The 20,319-nt window shown below is 68.9% G+C and carries 12 protein-coding genes; 3 read left to right on the top strand and 9 right to left on the bottom strand.

Going from position 1 to position 20,319, the window contains the following annotated elements:
* Nucleotides 1-13 precede the first annotated feature (13 nt).
* The 5 genes from BMW88_RS29745 to BMW88_RS29725 all read right to left on the bottom strand — a co-directional run bounded on the left by BMW88_RS29745 (nt 14) and on the right by BMW88_RS29725 (nt 9,854).
* Nucleotides 14-229, bottom strand: a complete 216-nt coding sequence (locus tag BMW88_RS29745) for an MbtH family protein (RefSeq protein WP_089956901.1) — start codon at nt 227-229, stop codon at nt 14-16.
* Complete coding sequence (locus BMW88_RS29740; RefSeq protein WP_177221458.1) at nt 226-7,242, bottom strand: amino acid adenylation domain-containing protein; 7,017 nt, start codon at nt 7,240-7,242, stop codon at nt 226-228. Before BMW88_RS29740 ends, BMW88_RS29745 begins: the two co-directional genes overlap by 4 nt.
* A 7-nt stretch (nt 7,243-7,249) precedes the next feature.
* The gene (locus tag BMW88_RS29735) at nt 7,250-8,524 is read right to left on the bottom strand and encodes a cytochrome P450 (protein WP_245778154.1); all 1,275 of its coding nucleotides are present in this window, start codon (nt 8,522-8,524) and stop codon (nt 7,250-7,252) included.
* Entirely contained in the window at nt 8,508-8,777 is a 270-nt protein-coding gene (locus BMW88_RS29730; RefSeq protein WP_177221456.1) for an acyl carrier protein, read from the bottom strand. Before BMW88_RS29730 ends, BMW88_RS29735 begins: the two co-directional genes overlap by 17 nt.
* A 63-nt stretch (nt 8,778-8,840) precedes the next feature.
* A complete protein-coding gene (locus BMW88_RS29725) occupies nt 8,841-9,854 on the bottom strand; it encodes a beta-ketoacyl-ACP synthase III (protein ID WP_089956890.1) in 1,014 nt (337 codons plus the stop codon).
* A 164-nt stretch (nt 9,855-10,018) separates the two neighbouring features.
* On the opposite strand from BMW88_RS29725, the gene BMW88_RS29720 reads away from it, so the two are divergent.
* Nucleotides 10,019-11,242 carry a cytochrome P450 family protein gene (locus BMW88_RS29720; RefSeq protein WP_089956888.1) on the top strand — a complete coding sequence of 408 codons (1,224 nt, stop codon included), beginning with the start codon at nt 10,019-10,021 and terminating at the stop codon, nt 11,240-11,242.
* A 935-nt stretch (nt 11,243-12,177) separates the two neighbouring features.
* Here BMW88_RS29720 and BMW88_RS29715 read toward each other — a convergent pair.
* The gene (locus BMW88_RS29715) at nt 12,178-13,425 is read right to left on the bottom strand and encodes an MFS transporter (RefSeq protein WP_245778153.1); all 1,248 of its coding nucleotides are present in this window, start codon (nt 13,423-13,425) and stop codon (nt 12,178-12,180) included.
* A gap of 100 nt (nt 13,426-13,525) precedes the next feature.
* Here BMW88_RS29715 and BMW88_RS29710 point away from each other — a divergent pair, with 100 nt between their 5' ends.
* The gene (locus BMW88_RS29710; RefSeq protein ID WP_177221454.1) at nt 13,526-14,497 is read left to right on the top strand and encodes an ArsR/SmtB family transcription factor; all 972 of its coding nucleotides are present in this window, start codon (nt 13,526-13,528) and stop codon (nt 14,495-14,497) included.
* 25 nt (nt 14,498-14,522) lie between these two features.
* On the opposite strand, the gene BMW88_RS29705 is transcribed toward BMW88_RS29710, so the two are convergent.
* From BMW88_RS29705 to BMW88_RS41215, 3 genes are all read right to left on the bottom strand, one after another.
* On the bottom strand, nt 14,523-15,416 hold the full coding sequence (locus BMW88_RS29705) for a ParB/RepB/Spo0J family partition protein (RefSeq protein WP_177221453.1): 894 nt from the start codon (nt 15,414-15,416) through the stop codon (nt 14,523-14,525).
* Nucleotides 15,417-16,478: 1,062 nt separating this feature from the next.
* On the bottom strand, nt 16,479-17,813 hold the full coding sequence (locus tag BMW88_RS29700) for a preATP grasp domain-containing protein (protein ID WP_089956881.1): 1,335 nt from the start codon (nt 17,811-17,813) through the stop codon (nt 16,479-16,481).
* A 432-nt stretch (nt 17,814-18,245) separates the two neighbouring features.
* Nucleotides 18,246-18,527 carry a hypothetical protein gene (locus BMW88_RS41215; protein ID WP_143116308.1) on the bottom strand — a complete coding sequence of 94 codons (282 nt, stop codon included), beginning with the start codon at nt 18,525-18,527 and terminating at the stop codon, nt 18,246-18,248.
* A 290-nt stretch (nt 18,528-18,817) separates the two neighbouring features.
* Here BMW88_RS41215 and BMW88_RS29695 point away from each other — a divergent pair, with 290 nt between their 5' ends.
* Complete coding sequence (locus BMW88_RS29695; RefSeq protein WP_177221451.1) at nt 18,818-20,029, top strand: serine/threonine-protein kinase; 1,212 nt, start codon at nt 18,818-18,820, stop codon at nt 20,027-20,029.
* The last annotated feature ends 290 nt before the right edge of the window (nt 20,030-20,319 follow it).

Raw genomic sequence — 20,319 nt, 5'->3', positions numbered from 1 at the left:
GTTGGTTGTGCGATCAGTCCGCCGGCCGCATCGCGGCGACCAGGCTCGCGGGGCGCATGTCGGTCCAGCTGCGCTCGACGTGGTCGAGACATGCCTGCCGGCTGTTCGCCGGGAGCGCGATCTCCCAGCCGGCGGGCACGTCGGCGAACTCGGGCCACAGCGAGTGCTGGCCCTCGCTGTTGACCAGCACGAGAAAGCGCGCGTCCGGGTCGTCGAACGGATTGGTCACGGGATCGTCCTCCTCAGGTGTTCGGCCACCAGCGGGCCGATCTCGGCCAGGGCCTGCGGCCCGGTCAGGTCCGCGTGCCGGTGTGCGAGCGGGTGATGCGCGATGTGGCCGACGTGGTCACGCCAGCTACCGGCCGCCGGAGTCTGGTCGGTCCGATCGGCTTCGGCCGTGACGAGCAGAAGGTCGCCGTCGAAGTGACCGGCCACGTGGGACCGGGCGAGCCGAACGTTGTTGGCCGCCACGGCGAGGAACGCGCTCGTGCGCTCCTCGTCCGGCAGCGCGGCCACACCGGCGGCGTGCCGCACCGCCTCCAGCACGTCCTGCTCCGAGGGTTCGGCCGCGTACCGGGGGTCGCCGGGATAGGCGTCGAGCACGGCGAGCAGTCCGACCTCCTCACCCTGGTCGCGCAGGAGCTTCGCCACGGCATGTGCGACCAGGCCGCCGAAGGACCAGCCGAGCAGGTGGTACGGACCGTGCGGGCGCACGCCGCGAATCAGCTCGGCGTACTCCGCCGCCATCTCCTCGATGCTGCCGGGAAGCGGTCCGTCCGCCCGAAGTCCCGCCGCCTGCAGCACGTGCACGGGCCTGCCGGGTTCGAGATGAGTGAGCAGCCCGGTGTAGCTCCAGCCGACACCACCGCCGGGGTGCACGCAGAAGAGCGGGCTGAGCTCACCTCCCGGCCTCAGCGGCAGCATCCGGCCCAGTCCGTCGTCGTGCTGCCCGTCCGACAACATCGCGTCGAGCGACGCGACGGTCGGCGCGATGAACAGCGAACGTGGCGCGACGTCCACGCCGAGCACCCGCTTCATCCGCGCGCACGCCTGGATCACGAGCAGTGAATGACCGCCGAGCGTGAAGAAGTTGTCGTCGACACCGACCGACGGCACGGCGAGAACCTCGGCGAAGATCTCGCACAACGCCTTCTCCCGCGCGGTACGAGGTGGTGTGCCGTCCGGTGCCTGCCCGTCCACCTCCTCGGCCGCCAGCTCGACCAGCTTCTCGCGGTCCAGTTTTCCGTTGACGGTCAACGGAATCCGATCGAGCACCGTCACCGTCTCCGGCACCAGGTAGTCGGGCAGCACCGAGCCGAGCCTGTTCCTCAGCTCCGCCGGCCGCACCTCCGCACGGGCAGCGGGAACCACGAAACCCGCTAGCCGCGTGTCACCAGGATTACGGGACCACGCGACGACCACGCCCTGCGCCACGTCGTGCTGACCGGCCAGCACGGCCTCGGCCTCCGCCGTCTCGACGCGGAATCCGCGGATCTTGACCTGTTCGTCGGACCGGCCCAGGAACACCAGTTCTCCGGCGGCGTTCCACCGCACGACGTCACCGGTGCGGTACAGCCTTTCGCCCGGCAGGCCGAACGGGTCGGCGACGAAGCGTTCCGCGGTCATCCCCGGACGACCGTGGTAACCACGGGCAAGTCCGGCGCCGCCGATGTAGAGCTCACCCGGTGTCCCCGCCGGGACCGGCCGCAGCGTCGCGTCCAGCACGTAGACCCGCGTGTTGTCCAGCGGTACGCCGATGGGCAGCACATCGCTCTCCCGATGTCCGCGTGCCACCGGGTGCTGCGTCGCGCAGAGCGTGATCTCAGTCGGTCCGTACAGATGGCGGATCACCACACCGGGGCAGTGATCCAGCACCCGCCGCACCGCCGCCGACGACACCACGTCGCCACCGGTGAGCACCTCGCGCAATCCCTTGAACATCGACGGCTGCTCCTCCGCCATCACCCGGAAGAGGCCCGCGGTGAGGTGCACCGCGGTGAGGTCCTCGTCCGCGATCACCCGCTCCAGGAACCGTGCGTCGACGTCACCCGCAGGTGCCACGACCACCTGACCACCGGTCAGCAACGGCACCCACAACTCGTAGGTGGAGATGTCGAAGGCGTGCGGCGCGTGCAGCAGCACCCGTGCGTGTTTCTCCGGTTGCCAGCAGGAGTCGAGCGCGAGGTCGAGCACGTCGCGGTGGGTGATCGCCACGCCCTTGGGAGTACCGCTCGACCCCGAGGTGTACATGACGTACGCCAGCTGTTCCTCGGCAACGGGCACCGCCGGATCATCGGCACCGGCGGCGCTGACCGCCTCGTGATCGTCGAGGAGCAGCACCGGCGCCGTCTGGTCCGCGACGCGCGCCCGCGTGGTGCGGTCGGCGAGGACCACCACAGGCCGCACGTCGGCGAGCACCAGGTTGAGCCGTTCGTCCGGTTGGCCGAGGTGCAGTGGCACGTACACGCCGCCCGCCTTGAGAATCGCCAGGGTGCCGACCACGAGCCCGATCGACCTGTCCGCCACGATGGCGACCGGACTCTCGGCTCGGACCCCCAGTCCGATCAGGACTCGCGCGAGCCGGTTCGCGGCGGCGTCCAGTTCGCGATAGGTCATCCTCTCCCCTCCGGCGGACACCGCGATCGCATCGGGGGTAGCGGCGGCCTGACGCGCGAACCGTTGCTGCACCGTGCTTCCCGCGTGGAGCCTGGCCCTTGCGGACCCGTTCCACTCGGACAGCAGACGCCGTTCCTCGTCCCCGACCAGGATCTCGAACCGGCTCACCCGCCGGCGGGAGTCACCGGCCGCCTGGTCGAGCAACGCCGTCCAGCGCTGGACCAGCGTTCGCACCGTCAGCTCCTCGAACAGATCGGTGCGGTACTCGACCACCCCGTCGATGCCGTCCGGTGTGCTGTCCATCCCTCGGTGCTCGAGCAGGCTGAACGACAGGTCGAACTTCGCCACACACGCATCCACCGGCTCGACCGCGGTGGTGAGGCCACCCAGTCCCGGTAGTTCCTCTGTGACGCTCTGGAACCCGAGCATGACCTGGAAGAGCGGGTTGCGCGACAGCGACCGGGTGGGGTTGAGCACCTCGACCAGCCGCTCGAACGGCACGTCCTGGTTGGCGTACGCCGCAAGATCCGCCGCCCGCACCCGTTCCACCAGCTCCGCGAACGACGGATCACCCGACACATCCGTGCGCAACACCAGCGTGTTCACGAAGAACCCGACCAGATCGTCCAGCGCCGCATCGGTCCGGCCCGCGATCGGCGACCCGATCGGCACGTCCACACCCGCACCCAACCGCGACAACAACGCCGCCAACCCCGCCTGCAACACCATGAACACACTCGCACCACAACCACGAGCCACCTTCAGCAACCGCTGGTGCAGTTCGGGTTCGATTCGATAGGCGAGGCTGTCGCCGCGGAAACCCGCGACAGCGGGATGGCTCCGGTCAGTGGGCAGGTCGATCTGCTCCGGCAACCCCGCCAACACCGACCGCCAGAACTCCAGCTGACGACTCACCCGGCTACCCGGATCCGACTCCTCCCCCAACAACTCACGCTGCCACAACGCGTAATCCGCGTACTGCACCGGCAACACACCCCACCCCGGCACACCACCCGCACACCGCGCCCCATACGCCAACGCCAAATCCCGCGCCAACGGCGCCATCGACCACCCATCACCCGCAATGTGGTGCAACAACAGCAGGAACACGTGCTCCTGCTCCCCCAAGACGAAGAGGTGCCCGCGCACCGGAAGCTCGGCGGAGATGTCGAACGGACGCCGGGCCGTCGCGACCAGGTCGTCCGGCAGCGCCTCCTCGGTGGACTCCGAAGCGCTGAGCGTGACGACGACGTCCGCCGCGGACAACACCGACTGGACCGGAGTCCCCCCGTGCTCGGGGAACACCGTGCGCAGACTCTCGTGCCGCAGGACGACGTCCCGCAATGCCAGCTCCAGCGCGGCGCGGTTCAGCGTTCCGGACAACCGGAGCGCGAGCGGGATGTTGTAGGTGGCGCTCGGACCTTCCAACCGGTGCAGGAACCACAGCCGTTGCTGCGCGAACGACACCGGCAGCAGATCGGGCCGCCGGCGCGCGACGAGTGGCGGGCGGTCGTCGTCCGCGACCGCGCCGGCGGCGTCGAGCGATGCCGCGAGTCCGGCCACGGTCGGGGTGTCGAAGAGGCTCTTGATGCCGAGGTCCACCCCCTCCTCGGCGCGGATGCGGCTGATGAGGCGCGTGGCGAGAAGCGAGTGACCGCCCAGCTTGAAGAAGTCGTCGTCCACACCGACCGAAGGCAGTCCGAGCACCTCGGCGAACAACGCTGCCAGACCGCGCTCCCGCGGCGTCACGGGCGCCTTCCCGGCGGCACCGGCGGCGAAGTCGGGCGCGGGCAGGCTCGCGCGGTCGATCTTTCCGTTGAGTGTCAACGGAAACCTGGGCAGGACGACGACGGCGGCGGGAACCATGTGGCCGGGCAGTGTCGCGGCGAGGTGCTCACGCAGCGCCTCGACGTCGACTGTGCCGGCACCGTCGCCTGCGAGCGTGACGTACGCGACCAGCCGGCGGTCTCCCGGCTGGTGCTCGCGCACCACGACGACGGCCTGTGCCACGCTGTCGTGCCCGGCGAGCGCGTTCTCGATGTCACCGAGTTCGACCCTGAAACCGCGGATCTTCACCTGGTCGTCGTGGCGACCGACGAACTCGATCACCCCGTCGTCGCGCCGGCGAACCAGGTCACCGGTGCGGTACATGCGATCGCCGGTGCCGAACGGATCAGCCACGAACCGCTCGGCCGTGCGGCCCGGCTGGTTCAGATAGCCCCGCGCCACCCCGTCGCCGGAGACGTAGAGCTCGCCGACCACGCCGGGAGGCACCGGGCGCAGCCGTGCGTCCAGCACGTGTGCGCGCATGTTGTCCAACGGCAGACCGACCGGCACTGTTGTGCCAACAGAGGACTGAGCAGTCATCCGGTGGTACAGGGCAAAGGTGGTCGTCTCCGTCGGACCGTACCCGTTGGCGATCGCCAGTCCCGGGCAGGCGCCGAGCACCGCGCGCACCGCGGCGGGCGACACGACGTCCCCACCGGTGATCAGGTGCCGGACACCGCTGAAGCACGAGGGATCGGAGTCAGCCAGCTCGGCGAACAGCCCGGCGGTGAGCCAGAGTCCGGTAACGCCCTTGTCCGCCACCAGGCGACGCAGTTCTGGTGCGTCGAGGTTTCCCGCGGGCGCGAGCACGACGGTGTGCCCGTTCAACAGCGGTACCCAGAGCTCGTACGTCGCGGCGTCGAAGGCGTGGGGTGCGTAGTGCAGCACGCGCTCGTGGTCGTCCGGCGACCAGCGCTGGTCCAGCGCGAGTGCGAGGACGTCCCGATGGGTGACACCGACACCCTTCGGTGTTCCGGTCGAACCGGAGGTGTACATGACGTACGCCAGTTGTGCCGGCTCCGCGGGCACGTGGACCGTCTCGACCGGGCCGGAGCCGTGCTCTTCCTCCACCGGCACGACGCGCATGTCGTGGTCGAACGTCCGATGTTCGTTCGCCCGGTCGACGAGCAGGACGGCGGCACCGACGTCGGCGGCGACCAGCGCGAGCCGCTGGTCCGGCCACCCGCTGTGCAACGGAGCCTGCACACCTCCGGCCTTCGTGATCGCGATGAGCGCGACCACGAGCTCGGCCGAGCGCTCCACCAGCAGCGCCACCGGTGTTTCCGCGCCCACGCCCAGAGCGGCCAGGCGGCGGGCGAGCAGGTCGGCACGCCGGTCGAGGTCCCGGTACGTGAGCCGCGTGCCCGCAGCATCGACGGCCACGGCGTCCGGGTTGCGGGCGACCTGTGCGGCGAACCGGCCCGCGATGTCGCCGTCGAGCTCGGGAACGACCCGGCCGGTGGCGTTCCACCGCGCCGCCTGCCGACGCTCGTCGTCTGTCAGCAGATCCACGTCGCCGACGCACTGGTCCGGATTCTCGGCGAACGCGGTGAGCAGGGTGGTGAACCGCCGTCCGTGCGTCACCAGGTCTTCCGCGCGGTAGAGCGCCGGGTTGCCGTCGAAGTTGACCTGCAGGCCCGCGCCGGACCCACGCTCGTAGATGTTGATCGACAGGTCCTCGATGGGCCCGGTCGCGAGGTTGTGCGCGACGCACGGCAGACCGCCGAACGTGAAGGTGTAGTCGAACTGCATGATGTTGACGACCGGGCCGTACAACCTGCGGTCTTCGCCCAGCAGGCCGAGGTCGCGACGCAGGTCCTCCGCGCGGTAACGCTGGTGCCGCAACACCTGCAGCACCTCGCGCGACACCTCGCCGACCAGCTCACCGAGCTTCGTCGACGACGCGACCGCGCACCGCAGCGGTGCGACGTTCGCCACCATGCCGGGCACCCGGCGGGTCACCGGGCCGAGCCGGGCGGGCACCGGGAGACCGAGCCGCACTTCCGCCGATCCGGTGATGCGGTGCACGTAGGCGGCCACTGCGGAGATCGCGACCCGCGACCAGTTCACCTTGGCGCGGCGGGCCGCCGCGGCGAGCACCTCCGCCTGGTCCGGCGCGATCGTGGTGCTGTGCCGGAGAAAACTTCGGGAGGTCGCCGCCCAGCGACCCGCGAGGTTCACCGGCCGGGCGTCTCCTGTCAGCCGTTCCATCCAGAACCTGCGGTCGCGTTCCCACTGCCCCGACTCGCGGAACGCCTGTTCGTCGGCGAGCAGGTCGGGCAGCCGCGAGAACTCGGCGGTGGGCGGTTCGCCGGCCGCCAGCGCGGTGTAGACGTTGCTGACCCTGCGCGCGACGAGCATCAGGCCGTACGCGTCCAGCACGACGTGGTGGGCGCGCTGGTACCAGAACACCCGATCGGCGGCGACGAAGACCATCTGGGCGAACAACCTGTCCTCGATGAGGTCGACCGGCCGGCCCAGGTCGGCCCGCATCACCCGCACCGCCGCGGCACGCGGGTCCGGCTCGCCGCGCAGGTCGATCACGTCGACGGTCCAGTCGCCAGGAGGCCGGACGATCTGCCGGGGCCCGTCGTCGGTGTCGGCGAATCCGACGTGCAGTGCCTCGGTCTCGTCGACGGCGATGCGGATCGCAGCCTCGAACAGGGCGACATCGACCGAACCGGTGATCTCCAGGTACTCGCCGATGTTGTAGATCGGGCTCGCCGGGTCCATCTGCTGTGCGAACCACACACCGAGCTGTGCGGGGGTGAGAGGGTGGCCGGCGGTCGAGTTCGGCATCGCGGTCCTATTCGGGTTCGAGGGTCTCGGCGCGCAGCACCCGCGCGGCATCGGCGCGCAGGTGGGCGACGACGGGCATGTGTTTGACACCGGCGACGAAGTTCGAGCGCATGCGCTCCACCGGACCGGCGAGCTCGAACCGCTCCACCAACCCGACGAGCTCGCTGACGACGAGTCCCAGTGCGATGCGGGCGATCGGCGCGCCCACGCAGTAGTGCCGGCCGAAGCCGAAAGCGAGGTGGCGGTTGGGTTTGCGGGCCACGTCGAACGTGTACGGGTCGGCGAAGACCTCCTCGTCGCGGTTCGCGGACCCCACCCAGGCCACCACCGGGTCGCCCGCGTGGATCCGAACGTCGCCCAGCGTCACGTCGTCCACGGCGTGACGCATGAAGTGGTTCGCGGGCGAGGACCAGCGCAGCGCTTCCTCCACCGCGGACGGCACGAGTTCCGGCCGCGCGGCGATCTCGTCCTGAACCGCCGGCTGCTCGATCAACGCCAGCACGGTGGTCGCGACGACGTGCGGCGCGGTGACGTTGGCGCCCAGCAACAGGCTGTAGCAGTTGTAGACGACCTCGTCGTGGGTGAGCCCACGCCCGTCGATCTCCGTTCCCATGAGACAGCCGATGAGGTCGTCGGACAGCTCGGTGCCACGGTCGTGCACGAGCGCCGAGAAGTACTCGAACAACTCGAAGTGGGCTTTCGCGATCGCCTCTTCCGTGCCACCCACGCCGAACTCGGGGTCGTCGGGAGCCATCGCCGCGACACTCGTGCGCGCGAGCGCGGCCCAGTCGGACTCGGGCACCCCGAGCAACGGGCCCGTGAACGACATCGGCAGGCTCATGCCCGCTTCGGCGAGATCCCAGGGCGAATCGTCCAGCAACGGCAGCAGGAACCGGCGCACGGCACGGCGCATGTGGTCCTCGCGCCTGACGAGTTCGCGGTGCGACAGCAGGTGGTTCAGCGGCTCCCGCAGCTCGGTGTGCCCCGGCGGGTCCATCGAGGTCATCATCTTCCCCGCCGCGGGGTCCCAGCTGCCGAGCGTGTAGAGCAGGTTCCCGCCCTCGGAGGTGAACAGGTCGTGGTCGCGCAGCACCCGGCACGCGTGGTCGTACCTGGTGATCGACCAGAAGCCGCGGCCGTCGTCGAGCTGTTGCCAGCGCACCGGATCGCGCAGGCGGAGCGCTCGCCAGATCGCGTGCGGGTCCCCCGTGGCGTAGAGGTTCGGGTCGAAGAGGTTCACCTCCTCGAGATCGACGTCGTCGACCTCAGGCGGAACGGACATCCGCGCCATCGCTCTCCTCCCGCAGCACGGAGACGATGTACTCGACCAGCCCTTCGACCCGGTCCAGGTTGTCCAGCCTCGAGTCCGGGATCTCCAGGTCGAACGCGGTCTCGGCGTCGGAGAGCAGGTCGACCATGTTCAGCGAGTCCATGCCGAGGTCTTCCTGGAACCTCGCGGACAACGCGATCTCGCCCTCGTACTCGGGCAGCAGCTCGCGGATGAGCTCCGTGATCCGCAACAGAACAGTGTCCATCATCAAGTCCCCCAACAGGAGTTCACATCGAATCCGCCGCAGCCGCGGAGCGGATGATCCGGATCACGTCGCGGCGATGTCCGGCCACACGAGTGCGGCGGCACCCCAGCTCGCGCCACCTCCGAACGCCGTCAGCACGACTCTCCGGCCCTCTCGCAACGCGCCGGAGGCCACACCGTCCGTCAACGCGATCGGGATCGACGCGGCCGCGGTGTTGCCCACCCGGTCCACGTTCACCAGCGCCCGGTCCGCTGGCATGCCGAGCCCGGCGACCACGGTGTCGAGAATGCGTTTGTTGGCCTGATGCCCGACGAGCAGGTCGACGTCCTGCACAGACCAGCCGACGCGGTCGAGCACGTCGAGCGTCGCCTGGGTCATCCGGCGCACCGCGTGCTTGTAGACGGCTTTGCCCTGCATCGAGAAGTACTTCCCGCTCACCGTCGCTGCGGAGTCACCGGCCGACCGCTGCCGGGAACCCCCGTCCGGCACGATGATCAGTTCGCGCAAGCCGCCGTCGCTGCCGAGTTCGACGCCGAGCACGGCACCCGGTTCATCGGACCGGCCCGCCCTGAGGACGCACGCGCCCGCGCCGTCACCGAACACCGAGACGGTCGCCCGATCATCGCCGTCGACGATCGTCGAGAACGTGTCCGCGCCGATCAACAGCACCGAGGCGAAGGCACCCGAGGCGATCAGGCCGTCCGCCACGGCGAGCCCGTAGACGAATCCCGAGCACACCGCGTTCACGTCGAAGGCGGGCACGCCCGTCAGGCCCAACCGGCTGGCGACGGAGGGCGCGGTGGCCGGACACGGGTGATCCGGCGTCGTCGTGGCGAGCAGAACGGCGTCGACCGCCGCCATCCCCGCCGACTTCAACGCACGCGCACCCGCCTCGACCGCGAGGTCCGACGTCGCCGCTCCCGGCTCCACCACGAATCGCTGCCGAATACCGGTTCGCGTCGTAATCCATTCATCCGAAGTGTCCATTCGGGACGCCAGCTCTTCATTGGTCACCAGCCGGCTCGGCAAACTCGCGCCCACACCGGCGACAACGGCGAATTCGCGTGAACGACGCATTACCCCCACCTGCGCTCGACATCAAATGCAGCGAAACCTAGACACCTCACACCCGTCAAGGCCTGTTCAACCCTGCTGACTGCACAGGCGCAAAACACACCTCCAAGCTCGTAGACTGATCACTCGACACGGGCCATTAATTCCTGGGGGGACAGGTCCTGCGCATGGTGACGCCCACATCCATCACCGAGCTCGATCCAGCTGATCCGAGCTTCGTCGCGAATCCTCATCCAACTTACGCACGACTGCGCGCGAACAGTCCGGTGCAGCTGGTCGCATTGCCGAACGGCACTCGTTTCTGGATCATCACCGGCCACGACGAGGCACGGCTCGCGATGTCCGACCACCGGCTCGGAAAAGACCCAGGGCTCGCGGCGGAACATCTCAGGAGCGGCCCGAACCCGTTGCTGAGCGAGAAGCGGCCGTTCGGCAACCACCTGCTGACCTCCGATCCGCCGGACCACAGCAGACTGCGCAAACTGGTCAACAAGACCTTCACCGTTCGCCGCATCTCCGCGCTGAGCCCGCGGATCCGGGAGATCTCGGACGGCCTGCTGGACGACCTGACCGGTCGCGCGCAGTTCGACCTCGTCGAGGACTACGCCTCCTTGCTGCCGACCTCGGTCATCTGCGAGCTGCTCGGCGTGCCGTACGACGATCGCGGACAGTTCCGCACCTGGTCCACCGCCGTCGTGTCGCCGAACGGCGGCAGCGCGGAACAGCGCGACACCGCGGGGTACGAGCTGCGGACCTACCTGAGCGAGCTGATCCGGCTGAAGGCGGTCACCCCCGCGGACGACCTGCTGAGCGAGCTCGTGGCGGTCAGCGAGGACGGCGACCGGCTCTCCAGCGCGGAGCTGCTGTCCATGGCGTTCCTGCTGCTCGTGGTCGGCCACGAAACCACGGTCAACCTCATCGGAAACGCCGCGCTCGCGCTGATGCGCAATCCGGAACAACTCGCCCGGCTCGCTGCCGATCCCGGCCTCGTCGACGGCGCGATCGACGAACTGATCCGCTACGACGGGCCCATCGAAACCTCGACCTGGCGTCTGGCGATCACCGATCTCCGAATCGGCGCGGCGGAGATCAGGCAAGGCGACGCGGTGCTGGTCGCGCTCGCCGCGGCCAACCGGGATCCCGAACACTTTCCCGCGCCCGACCTGCTGAACATCACCAGAGACGCGTCCAGGCATCTCGGGTTCGGACACGGAATCCACTATTGCCTCGGGGCGCAACTCGCACGTGCCGAAGCTCGCACGGCTTTCCGCAGACTCAGCCCGATGTTGCGCGACCACGAGCTCGCCGTGCCCGAGGAACAGCTCGAGTGGCGTCCCGGCCTCCTCGCCAGGGGACTGTTCCGGCTGCCGCTTCGCCGGATCACCGCCTGAGCACGACCGTGCAACCGCACATTTCGCGCGGTTGCACGGTCAGGAACCGGTTCACCGTTGACGTCCTCGGAAGGCTTCCGGCAGACGCAGGAATGAATGACGCGGCGCCGGATGAGCGGAGAACCCACTCAGGCCGAAGGATTCAGGCGCGGGTAGTCGCACAATGAAACCAATGCAGCCGGACGCGTTCTCCCCCACTGGTTCAGGTGCCCGGTTGACGCGCCGGATAGCGCGGCTACGGTCGATGGGTTTACATTGTGTGGTCACTTGCGTGCGAGACACATCAATTAGATCCATCGCGATTGATGACCCACACTGGGCTGTGGGACATCTGGGATCGGTTCATACCGGGGTCAATGAACTCGTTGTGGAGTCCGCACCACATAGTGCAGGGCAACGGGCAGATCGGATTCGCGGTCACGCGCAACACGACCGCGGTGAACCGCGATCTCGACGGCTTGGCGCCCACGTCAACCACTCGATCGCCGAGTCGGCGACCGGTGACACCCTGCTGTGCGGCAGGCTCGCGGCACCGTTCTCGCGGAACGTGCGGGGGAGGCAAACCGGGCGATGACCGTGGTGAACGGCTACGACGCCACGGAGAACGCCACGTTCACCACGGTCCACGTCGTGGGCTCGCCCGAGGACGTGGTCGACCCGGGGCGATCCCGCGCCCCAGGACCCCCGGACCTGATCCCCCAGGAGCACGCCGCCTGGTTCACCGCCACCGAACTGGTCCGCACCATCACCCGCCGCGCAAGGGCCCGCAGCGGGCAGCTCGTCGTAGCCTGCGCCCTGTCTTCAGCACCACCCACGCTCTGCTCGGCACCATCCGGACAGGGACCGCTCCCCGCCCGAACCCACCCGCATCGCCGCCCACGCCCTGGCCGTGATCGCCACCGCACGACCTCCCTGGCGTCGTCAGCACGGGACCCTCAATCCGGGTTGTTCACCGGCACCGCGACCAGTCGGGCGTTCTCGAACCCGGCCGCCGAGAGGTTCCGCCACACCAGTGCGACACCGGCTGCCTGGATCGCCGCGGCGACCACCCACACGAACTCGAGGCTCAGTGCACCGGCGACGAGGCCACCCGCCACCGCACCGAGCGGCGCCATGCCCCAGGACAGGGCGCGGTGGCTGGTGAGTACCCGGCCCAGCAGCTCCGGTGGCGTGTACCGCTGCCTGCTGGACTGGGATCCGACGTTCCACACGAAGGTCGCCGCCGAGTGCACGACGAGCACCACGGCCACGAGGGACCAGTGTGCGGGCACGACACCTATGAGGAGCTTGCAGGCGATCTCGACGGTGACCGCGACACGCATGGCCACGGGATAGCCGAGCCTCGCGATGACTCGGCTCGCCATCGCGGCACCACCGGCGAACCCCACCGCCGTGCAGGCCAGGAGAAGTCCGTAGCCCCTGCCGTCGAGGTGCAGGATCTGTTCGACGTACAGCGCCAGCGTGGCGTAGCCCATGAACCACGCGAACGACGCGGCCGACACCGCGACGGTGATGGACCTGAGCAGCCTGTTCCCGACGAGGTAGTGCAGCCCGTCCCGGATCTCCCGCAAGGGGCGCGGCCGGCCGGTCGGCTTGGTGGTGGCGCCGTCGACGGCACGCAGCCGGAACGACAGCAGCACCGCGAACGCCGTGAACAACGCGGCGATCCACCCGACCGCCGGCTGGCTCCAGACCACGAGGAAGCCCGCGAGCGGCGGGATGAGAAAGCGCACCACACCGACGTCGATGAGGAGCAGTCTCGAGTTGGCCGCGTCGAGAGCGTCCGGGGAGACCACCGACGGAACCATCGCTCCCCTGGTGCCCTCCGTGATCACCTGGCCGACCACCAGCACGAAGGCGATCACCATCAGGACGGGCAGCGACAACATCCCGGCGTGGACCGCCAGCGCCATCACCGCGCAGGCGAGCGCCTGCACCGCCAGAGCGAGTCCGAGCAACGACGCTCGGCGAACCCGGTCGATGACGACGCCGACCAGCAACGGCAACAGCACCCACGGCAGCTGACTCGCCATCGTGGCGAGCGACACGGCACGCGGATCGCTGGTGATGCTCGCCGCGAGCAGCGGGACAACGGCCAGCAGCATGCCCTCACCGCAGGACGCGGCCAGTGCCACGCCTTGCAGATCACGCCACCGAGACCCGCTGGAAGTTTGGTTCCCCACGGGCTACATGATTGCGTCGGCGCTCGCCCACCGGTTCAATTTAGCCACGACTAAAGCGTCTGGGGGACCGATGCGGCAATCCGTGGCGCTCGCGGGAGGCGTGGCCGAACGATTGCGGTTCTCGGTGTCCCAGCTGTGGGAGACCGTCGCGGGTCTGCGCCTGCTGTCCCGGCCGGACCGGAGCGCCGCCCACGACAGGTGGACCGGCTGGGCGCGTGAACGGCTCGTGCGGCTGGACCGGGAACCTCGTTTCCGGCTGCTGCGCTGGCTCGTCACCACGGCGTCGACCGTGCCCGAGTTCCTGATCGTGACACCCGGCTTGCGCACCGTGCCGGTGGAGACCGAACTCGCCGCCGTCGTCTCCACACCCGCCGGCCGTGTGCGCGACTCCATCACCGGAACGTTCGGTGACGGAAAGCTCCCGCCCGACGTGCTGCGGATCGTCGAGCACCCCGAGGAGTCGGCCGCGGCGCTGGCCGAGGTGCTGGCCGAGTGCCACAAGCTGATCATCGACCCGATCTGGCCGCGCCTGGCCGGTGTTCTCGAAGGGGACGTCGAGTGGCGCGGCAAGCAGCTCGTCGAGTTCGGTCTGCCGCACGTGGCGCCACGGTTGCACGACTCGGTGCGCTGGCGTTCGGGCTCGCTGGTGATCGGCGACCCCGAGCAAGCGGAAACGTTGTCCGCGCACGATCGGGACGTGGTGCTCATCCCGTCGGCCTTCCTGTGGCCCGACGTCTACCTGCGGTACACCCCTCACCGGATCGCCTTGTGCTATCCGGCGCGGGGATTCGGCTCGCTCTGGCAACGCACCGCAGTGGCGTCCGACCGGTCGCTCGAAGCCGTCATCGGACGGACCCGCGCCCGCCTGCTGAGAACGCTGGACCGGCCCTGGACGGTGTCCGAGCTGGCGAGCTTGCTCACCATCACCAGCGGCGCCGTGTCGCAGCACCTGTCCGCCCTGCGCGCTGCCGGGCTCGTGGTGAGCAGGCGCAGTGGCAAGGAGGTCACCTCGCTGCGCACGGCGCTGGGACACGCGCTCGTGGACGGACAGCTACCGGAGTCGTCGTTCTGACCTCACGACCTGAGCCGCGCCGCGATCACCGTCCCGACGCCTGCTCACGTTGCTGGACCACCTCGGCGAAGGCGCTCCACGAGTGCGCGCACATCCGGGCCATGTCGGCCACCACTGCGCGGGCGTGCGCGGGAACGCTGTCGACGAGCGCGCACCAGTCGGCGCTGATCCTCGAGTGCGCGTCCAGCAGGCGCAGGACCTCGCGTCCCTTCTCGGACAACCGGAACGCCGGGTCGCGTGTGAGGGCGCGCACCGCGTCGTGGAAATCTGCCGGAAGTGCCAGCGCCGTGGCTTCGGTCCGTGGGGCGGGCACCTCGACCTCGCGGCTGACGGGCGAGCGCTGCCGCGGCGGCACCGGGTGCTCACCGGACGCGAGCCGCAGACGCACGTCCCGTGCGGTGCCGACCGAGATCCCGGCCTCCCTGGCGACCTCACGCAGACTCGCCTCCGGACGCTCCTGGAACAACCTCCCGGCGAACACCCGACCCTCCGCGGTGCTCAACGGCCGCACCCTGCCGTCCTTGCCCAACCTCGGCGGGGGTTGCGTCACCCCCGCAGTCACCCGCCTGCGCACCGCGCTGACCGTGCTGGCCCCGACCCCGGTGAGCGCCGCGATGGCCCGATCCGACCAGTCCGGATGTGACGCCACGATCCTCGTCGCCGCGGCCACCCGGTCCGCCCGGGACAGGGGCAGGCCGTGCTTCGCGTTGAGTTCCACCGCGAGCAGGAACGCGTCCCGCTCGTCCCCGGTGAAGAACACGACCTCGATGGATTCCCTGCCGCGCAACAGCGCGGCCCGCACCCGGTGCAGACCGTCGATCACCCGCATGGTGGCGCGGTGGACCGTGATCGGCGGGGTGGTCTCGCCGAGGACCGCGAGCATGTGGACGTGCTCGGTGCTTTCCTCCTCCGTCCTCACGAACCGTTCCAGCACCAGCTGCGATATCGGTACCATCGCTGTGCGTTCTAGCTGCGCCGCTGCCGCTGAAGTGAGTTGAGCACGTGCGGCCTGCCCGATGACGGACGCATTTTCACTCACAGTTCCCCCAGAACGATGATGGCCGTTTTACATTCACGCAGCACGATGTGCTGCTCAAGAGGTGTCGAGACCACCGGAATCCAGCCGGAATCAGCCAGCCGAGAAAGAACTCAGACGGCACCGCGATGTTCGAGACCCGTTAGGAGGACAGGTTCAGCGGCCTACGGGACCGACCCGGCTTTGCATCCACTTAGGACGCACCGGCATCCGAGTTGTCGGATGATCCGAAACAGAGATCATCCCGTCTGATCTCTTCCGCTCCGAATCACGGCACACTGCCGGATCCTCCCGCAGCACCAACTGATCCACCACGGCCGAGTCTTCCCATGCGCGTCCACACAAGCCCCCAGGCTGGTCGCGTATATCGGCTAAGTTACCTGAGAGATCCGCAAGGCGCCATGCTGACTTTCGCCGTGTTTCGCGCTATGGCACGGCTTTGCCTTCGACGGTTGTGAGTGACGCTTTGTTCGACCGCCGCGGCACGGTGTGCAGTGGTGCCACAGCACCCGCTCGATCCGCTACGCGCCTGTTCACGTGCTGATCAGGGTCGACCGCGAGGCACTGCTCCTCACACCTCGAATGCCGCGCCGTCGGCGGGCACGGTGATGACTTTTCTCGCCATACGGCGGTTAATGCTGCACATCAGCGGAAGTGCGGTGCAGCTACACGTGGTCCGGCCGGTGGGCGTGGAACGCGTTCTCCCTGTGGAAGGCGAGTTTCACCGAGCCCAGAATGCCCTGGACGTGTTTGCGACCGTGCACGGGCACCACGTCGTGGATTCAGCGTCCCGGTGTGGCCGCGTGCCGGGCCGAGCCCTCACCCGACGGTGCCGGGACAGGCCGCCCGCGGCGACCGGGAAGCCTCGCAACACGAGCAGGCCGTCGTCCAGGGACCGACGCAGGAAGGCATGATCCCGTCGTCGAACAAATCGACATGACCGGCTCAGACCGCTGCGGCCACGGGAAGCGATGCGAGTTCCTGTTGCATCCGCCGTGCCGAGGCGATGTCCTCGGCCACGACGCAGTACCGGACGGTGCCATCCAGCCGGCTCATGTCGCACACCAGCACCACTCCCGTCCTCGTGGTCAGGTCGAGCGCCAGCCCCGACCTGTCGAGCAGGTCCACCGCGGCGCCGAACGACGGAACCCGCCAGCCACCCTGTTCGAGGAACACCCGGTCGCCGAGCCTGTCCCGCGCACCGAGGCATTCCGCGATGGCGAGGTAGAGATGGGTGCAACCGCTGATCCGGGCGTTCGTCTCGCTCAGCAGCAACTCACCGTCCGGAGTGAGGATCGCGTCCGGAGTGAGCACCCCGCGGTAGCCCAGGTCGCGGAACGGCTCGCACATCCGCCGCCCCGCCTGTTCGAGTTCGGCGACCTGGCGGCCGGAGAGTGACTGCGCGGGCGAGACGAGTCCCGAGAACACCGGCGACATCGTCATCTCGCCCTGACCGAGCAGCTCGACACCGTCGTCGGTGACGAGAAACTCGGCGTAGACCGACACCGAACCCTCGATGTACCGCTCGACGACGAACCGGTCGTGCCGGTCTCCGGTCAGCCAGTTCCAGCGGTCCTCGACGTACGCCTCGACCGCGGCGCGGTCGGGCACGACAACGACTCGGCTCGCGCCGACCGGCCGCACTCCGTCAGTCCGGCTGACCACCTCGTTGCCCAGGCCGCCCACCTGGTGCTCCTTCTTGAGGATCACCGGGTGTCCGTCGGCGAGGATCCGCTCGATCTCGGCGACCGCCTCTCGGTGGCTGGCGACGACCGCACCGCGCGCGATCGGCGCGTCGATGCCCGCGGCCACCGCGCGGAAGACGGCCTTGCTATTGATCATCGTCGTACCGCCCTGGCCGGCGAACCGGGCGCCGGGCAACGCGTCCTCCGCACCGAGCGTCCTGGCCACCGCGACCGCGGCCGCGTCGGGGTAGATCGGTGCGATCTCCGCAAGGGTCCGGTCGGCCACCGCGTCCCGGAGCTCTGCCAGAAAACCGCTGTCCAGCAACCGGTCCGGCGAGAGGATGTCCTCCCCGATCTCCCCAGGCGGCGGCACGATCAGCCGCAGCGAGGACAGGCGGGTGCGCGTCATCGACGTCACGTAGTCCAGGTACGCCTGCTCCGGCAATCTCGGCAGCACGACGATGTCGTCGTCCTTGGCGAACCACACCATCCGCATGGCGCCCGCGCCGGCGAACCTGCGCTCCTCCTCGGTCTGCGCCGCCAGGTCACCGACCATGTCCTCAGTGCGGTTGTTGGCGATGTAAAGCGTTGACATGCCGCCCTCTCGACAGAGCAGTTCCTGGGAAGCACACGCACAGGCAAGCACGCACAGCCGCGCACGACATCACCACACGGCGCAAACCGGCAGCATCGGCTGCCCCACTCGCATCAGGCCCCCAGGCCCGCGTACCGCGGACGCATTCGAACGTATGCAACTTCTATCCGGACGTCAAGGAACTTGGTCGCATTCCGACAAAACACCGCATAAAATCTACTTTGGACATACGAATTGCGCAGCATCTGCCAGAAGCGCGACATGAGGTCTGTTGCCCCTGTTCAAGTGCGCTGTGCACGCTGTTGCACACCGACCGGCCCGATCACATGCCGGAATGGTCCCCAATGGACCTGAACGGACCTGCACCGACCTGCAAGAGTCAAGTTTTCGCAGGTCAGCGCAGCATCAGTGCCATAGTTCACATGGAAGAGGTCACTGGTTCGACCCCAGTATCGCCCACGGTGCGCTTACCAGGTCAAAGAGGCTGCCGACGATCTCAGTCGGCAGGCTCTTCGCGTTGCGTGGGAGCAATCTGGGAGCAGAGATCTCCTCCAACCCGCAGGATCTGTGCGAAGTCTGGCTACCAAAACCTACAAAGTCGCCGTTCAGCGGATTGACGACCAATGGAGCAATGGTGACCTCTTCGCCAGTGGAATCCACGATCCAGGTGGTGCCGGTCCACAGGTCGGTGTCGGCGGCCAGCCAGTGAGCCACTTGCTTGAGTCACACGAAATTCGCCTACGGCTGACGACCGAACGGTGACGCGCCTCGTGCCACTCGCACTGGCCGCCAGTTCCGACGAACTCGCTCGCAACGGCTGCATGCTCGCGATCACACCCCGACGTCGTTCCGGAGCAGAATCCTGCAGGGATGCACGAATCGCATCGTCGGCAGTGGCACGACAGCCCTGGCCTCGACCACACGTGTGCCGTAACGCCTCGTGTTTCACATCTCAACGGCAGGGCACCCAAAAGTGTCGCGTCGGGACGATGGAGGGTGTGGCGGTGTCACCGAGAGTTAACGGCAGTGTGCTGGCGGGCCGCTACCGGTTGCTGGACACGATCGGCATCGGCGGAATGGCGGAGGTGTACCGCGCCGAGGACACCGTGCTGGATCGTGAGGTGGCGGTCAAGGTCTTCCGGCCAGGATGGGACGACACGGCGAAGCGGCGGTTCGAGGCCGAGGTCCGCACTCTGGCCGGGCTGTCGCATCCCGGCTTGGTGCCGGTCCACGACGCCGGTACCGGAGATGACACGCCCTTCCTGGTGATGCGGCTGGTCGAGGGACGCACCCTGCGCGAGGAGATCGCTGGCGGCCCGTTGCCGGTCCAGCGGGTGCGCCGGTTGGGCGCGGAATTGGCCGAGGCCCTGGCTCACGTGCACGCCCAGGGCGTGGTGCATCGCGACGTCAAGCCGTCCAACATCCTGCTCGACGCCCACGACAGGCCGTACCTGGCCGACTTCGGCTTGGCCCATCTGCCCGGCACGACCAGGCTGACCCGCGCCGACCAGATGGTCGGCACCGCCGCCTACCTCGCTCCCGAGCAGGTCCGCGGCACCGACGTCGACTACCCCTCCGACATCTACGCCCTCGGGCTGGTCCTGCTGGAATGCCTCACCGCCCGCCGCGAGTACCCCGGCAGCGAGGTCGAGGCTGCTCTCGCCCGCCTGCACCGCTCCCCCGCCATCCCCGAGGACCTGCCGGTCGACCTGGTCGACCTGCTGACGTCGATGACCGCCTCCGCCCCCGATCAGCGGCCGGACGCCGCCGGCTGCGCCCGCGCCCTGCCGGGGAACCCCGCCGATGACATCCGGCCGGCCTCCTCCCCCGTCGCGAAAACGGCTCCGGTCGAGGTGCCGCGGTCGGCGCGGATGCCGCGCAAGGCGGTCCTCGCGTCGGCGACGGCGCTGCTGGGCGCGGTCAGCGTCGCGTGGGTGATCGCACCCGGTGCCCAGCCGGTGAACTCGGCCCCCACGTCGAGCACACCCCCGGCCGCCACGTCCTCCAGCACAGCGGTCCTCACGTCCACCACACCACCCCAAACCGCTGCACCGGTGACGACGTCGGCCCGGCAGCCAGCCCAGGCGGGCACCGCCACCCCCGTTCCAGCGGTTCCGGAGGTGGCGCGGCCCCCGGCCGCCCACGCCCCGGCTGGGGGGACAGATGCGAAGAAGCAGAAGGACAAGCCGCAGTCACCAGGCAAGAGCAAGAAGTAGCCGACGCCACGTCTGCCGGACAGGCGCGTGTCCGAGCGACCACGGCCGCTGGCTCCTGCTCTCCGCAGGCCCCCGCACACAACCCCTTCAGGGGAACCGCATGCGACCTCCGGACCGCTTCGCGGTGCCCGTCGCCGCACTTCTGGCGGCGGGAATCGCTTACAGCTGAGGCCGGCAACCACCATCGAGGCTTCCTGCCGGTCGCACGGTCGTGGGTGAGGACAACACGGCGCCATCAGTGGCCATCCGCCCTTGCCTCCCGTCGAGCAACGTGCGATGGGCGACGCAAG

Source organism: Lentzea xinjiangensis (assembly GCF_900110955.1).
Classification (GTDB): domain Bacteria; phylum Actinomycetota; class Actinomycetes; order Mycobacteriales; family Pseudonocardiaceae; genus Lentzea; species Lentzea xinjiangensis.
This window is presented reverse-complemented; position numbering and strand designations above follow the sequence as displayed.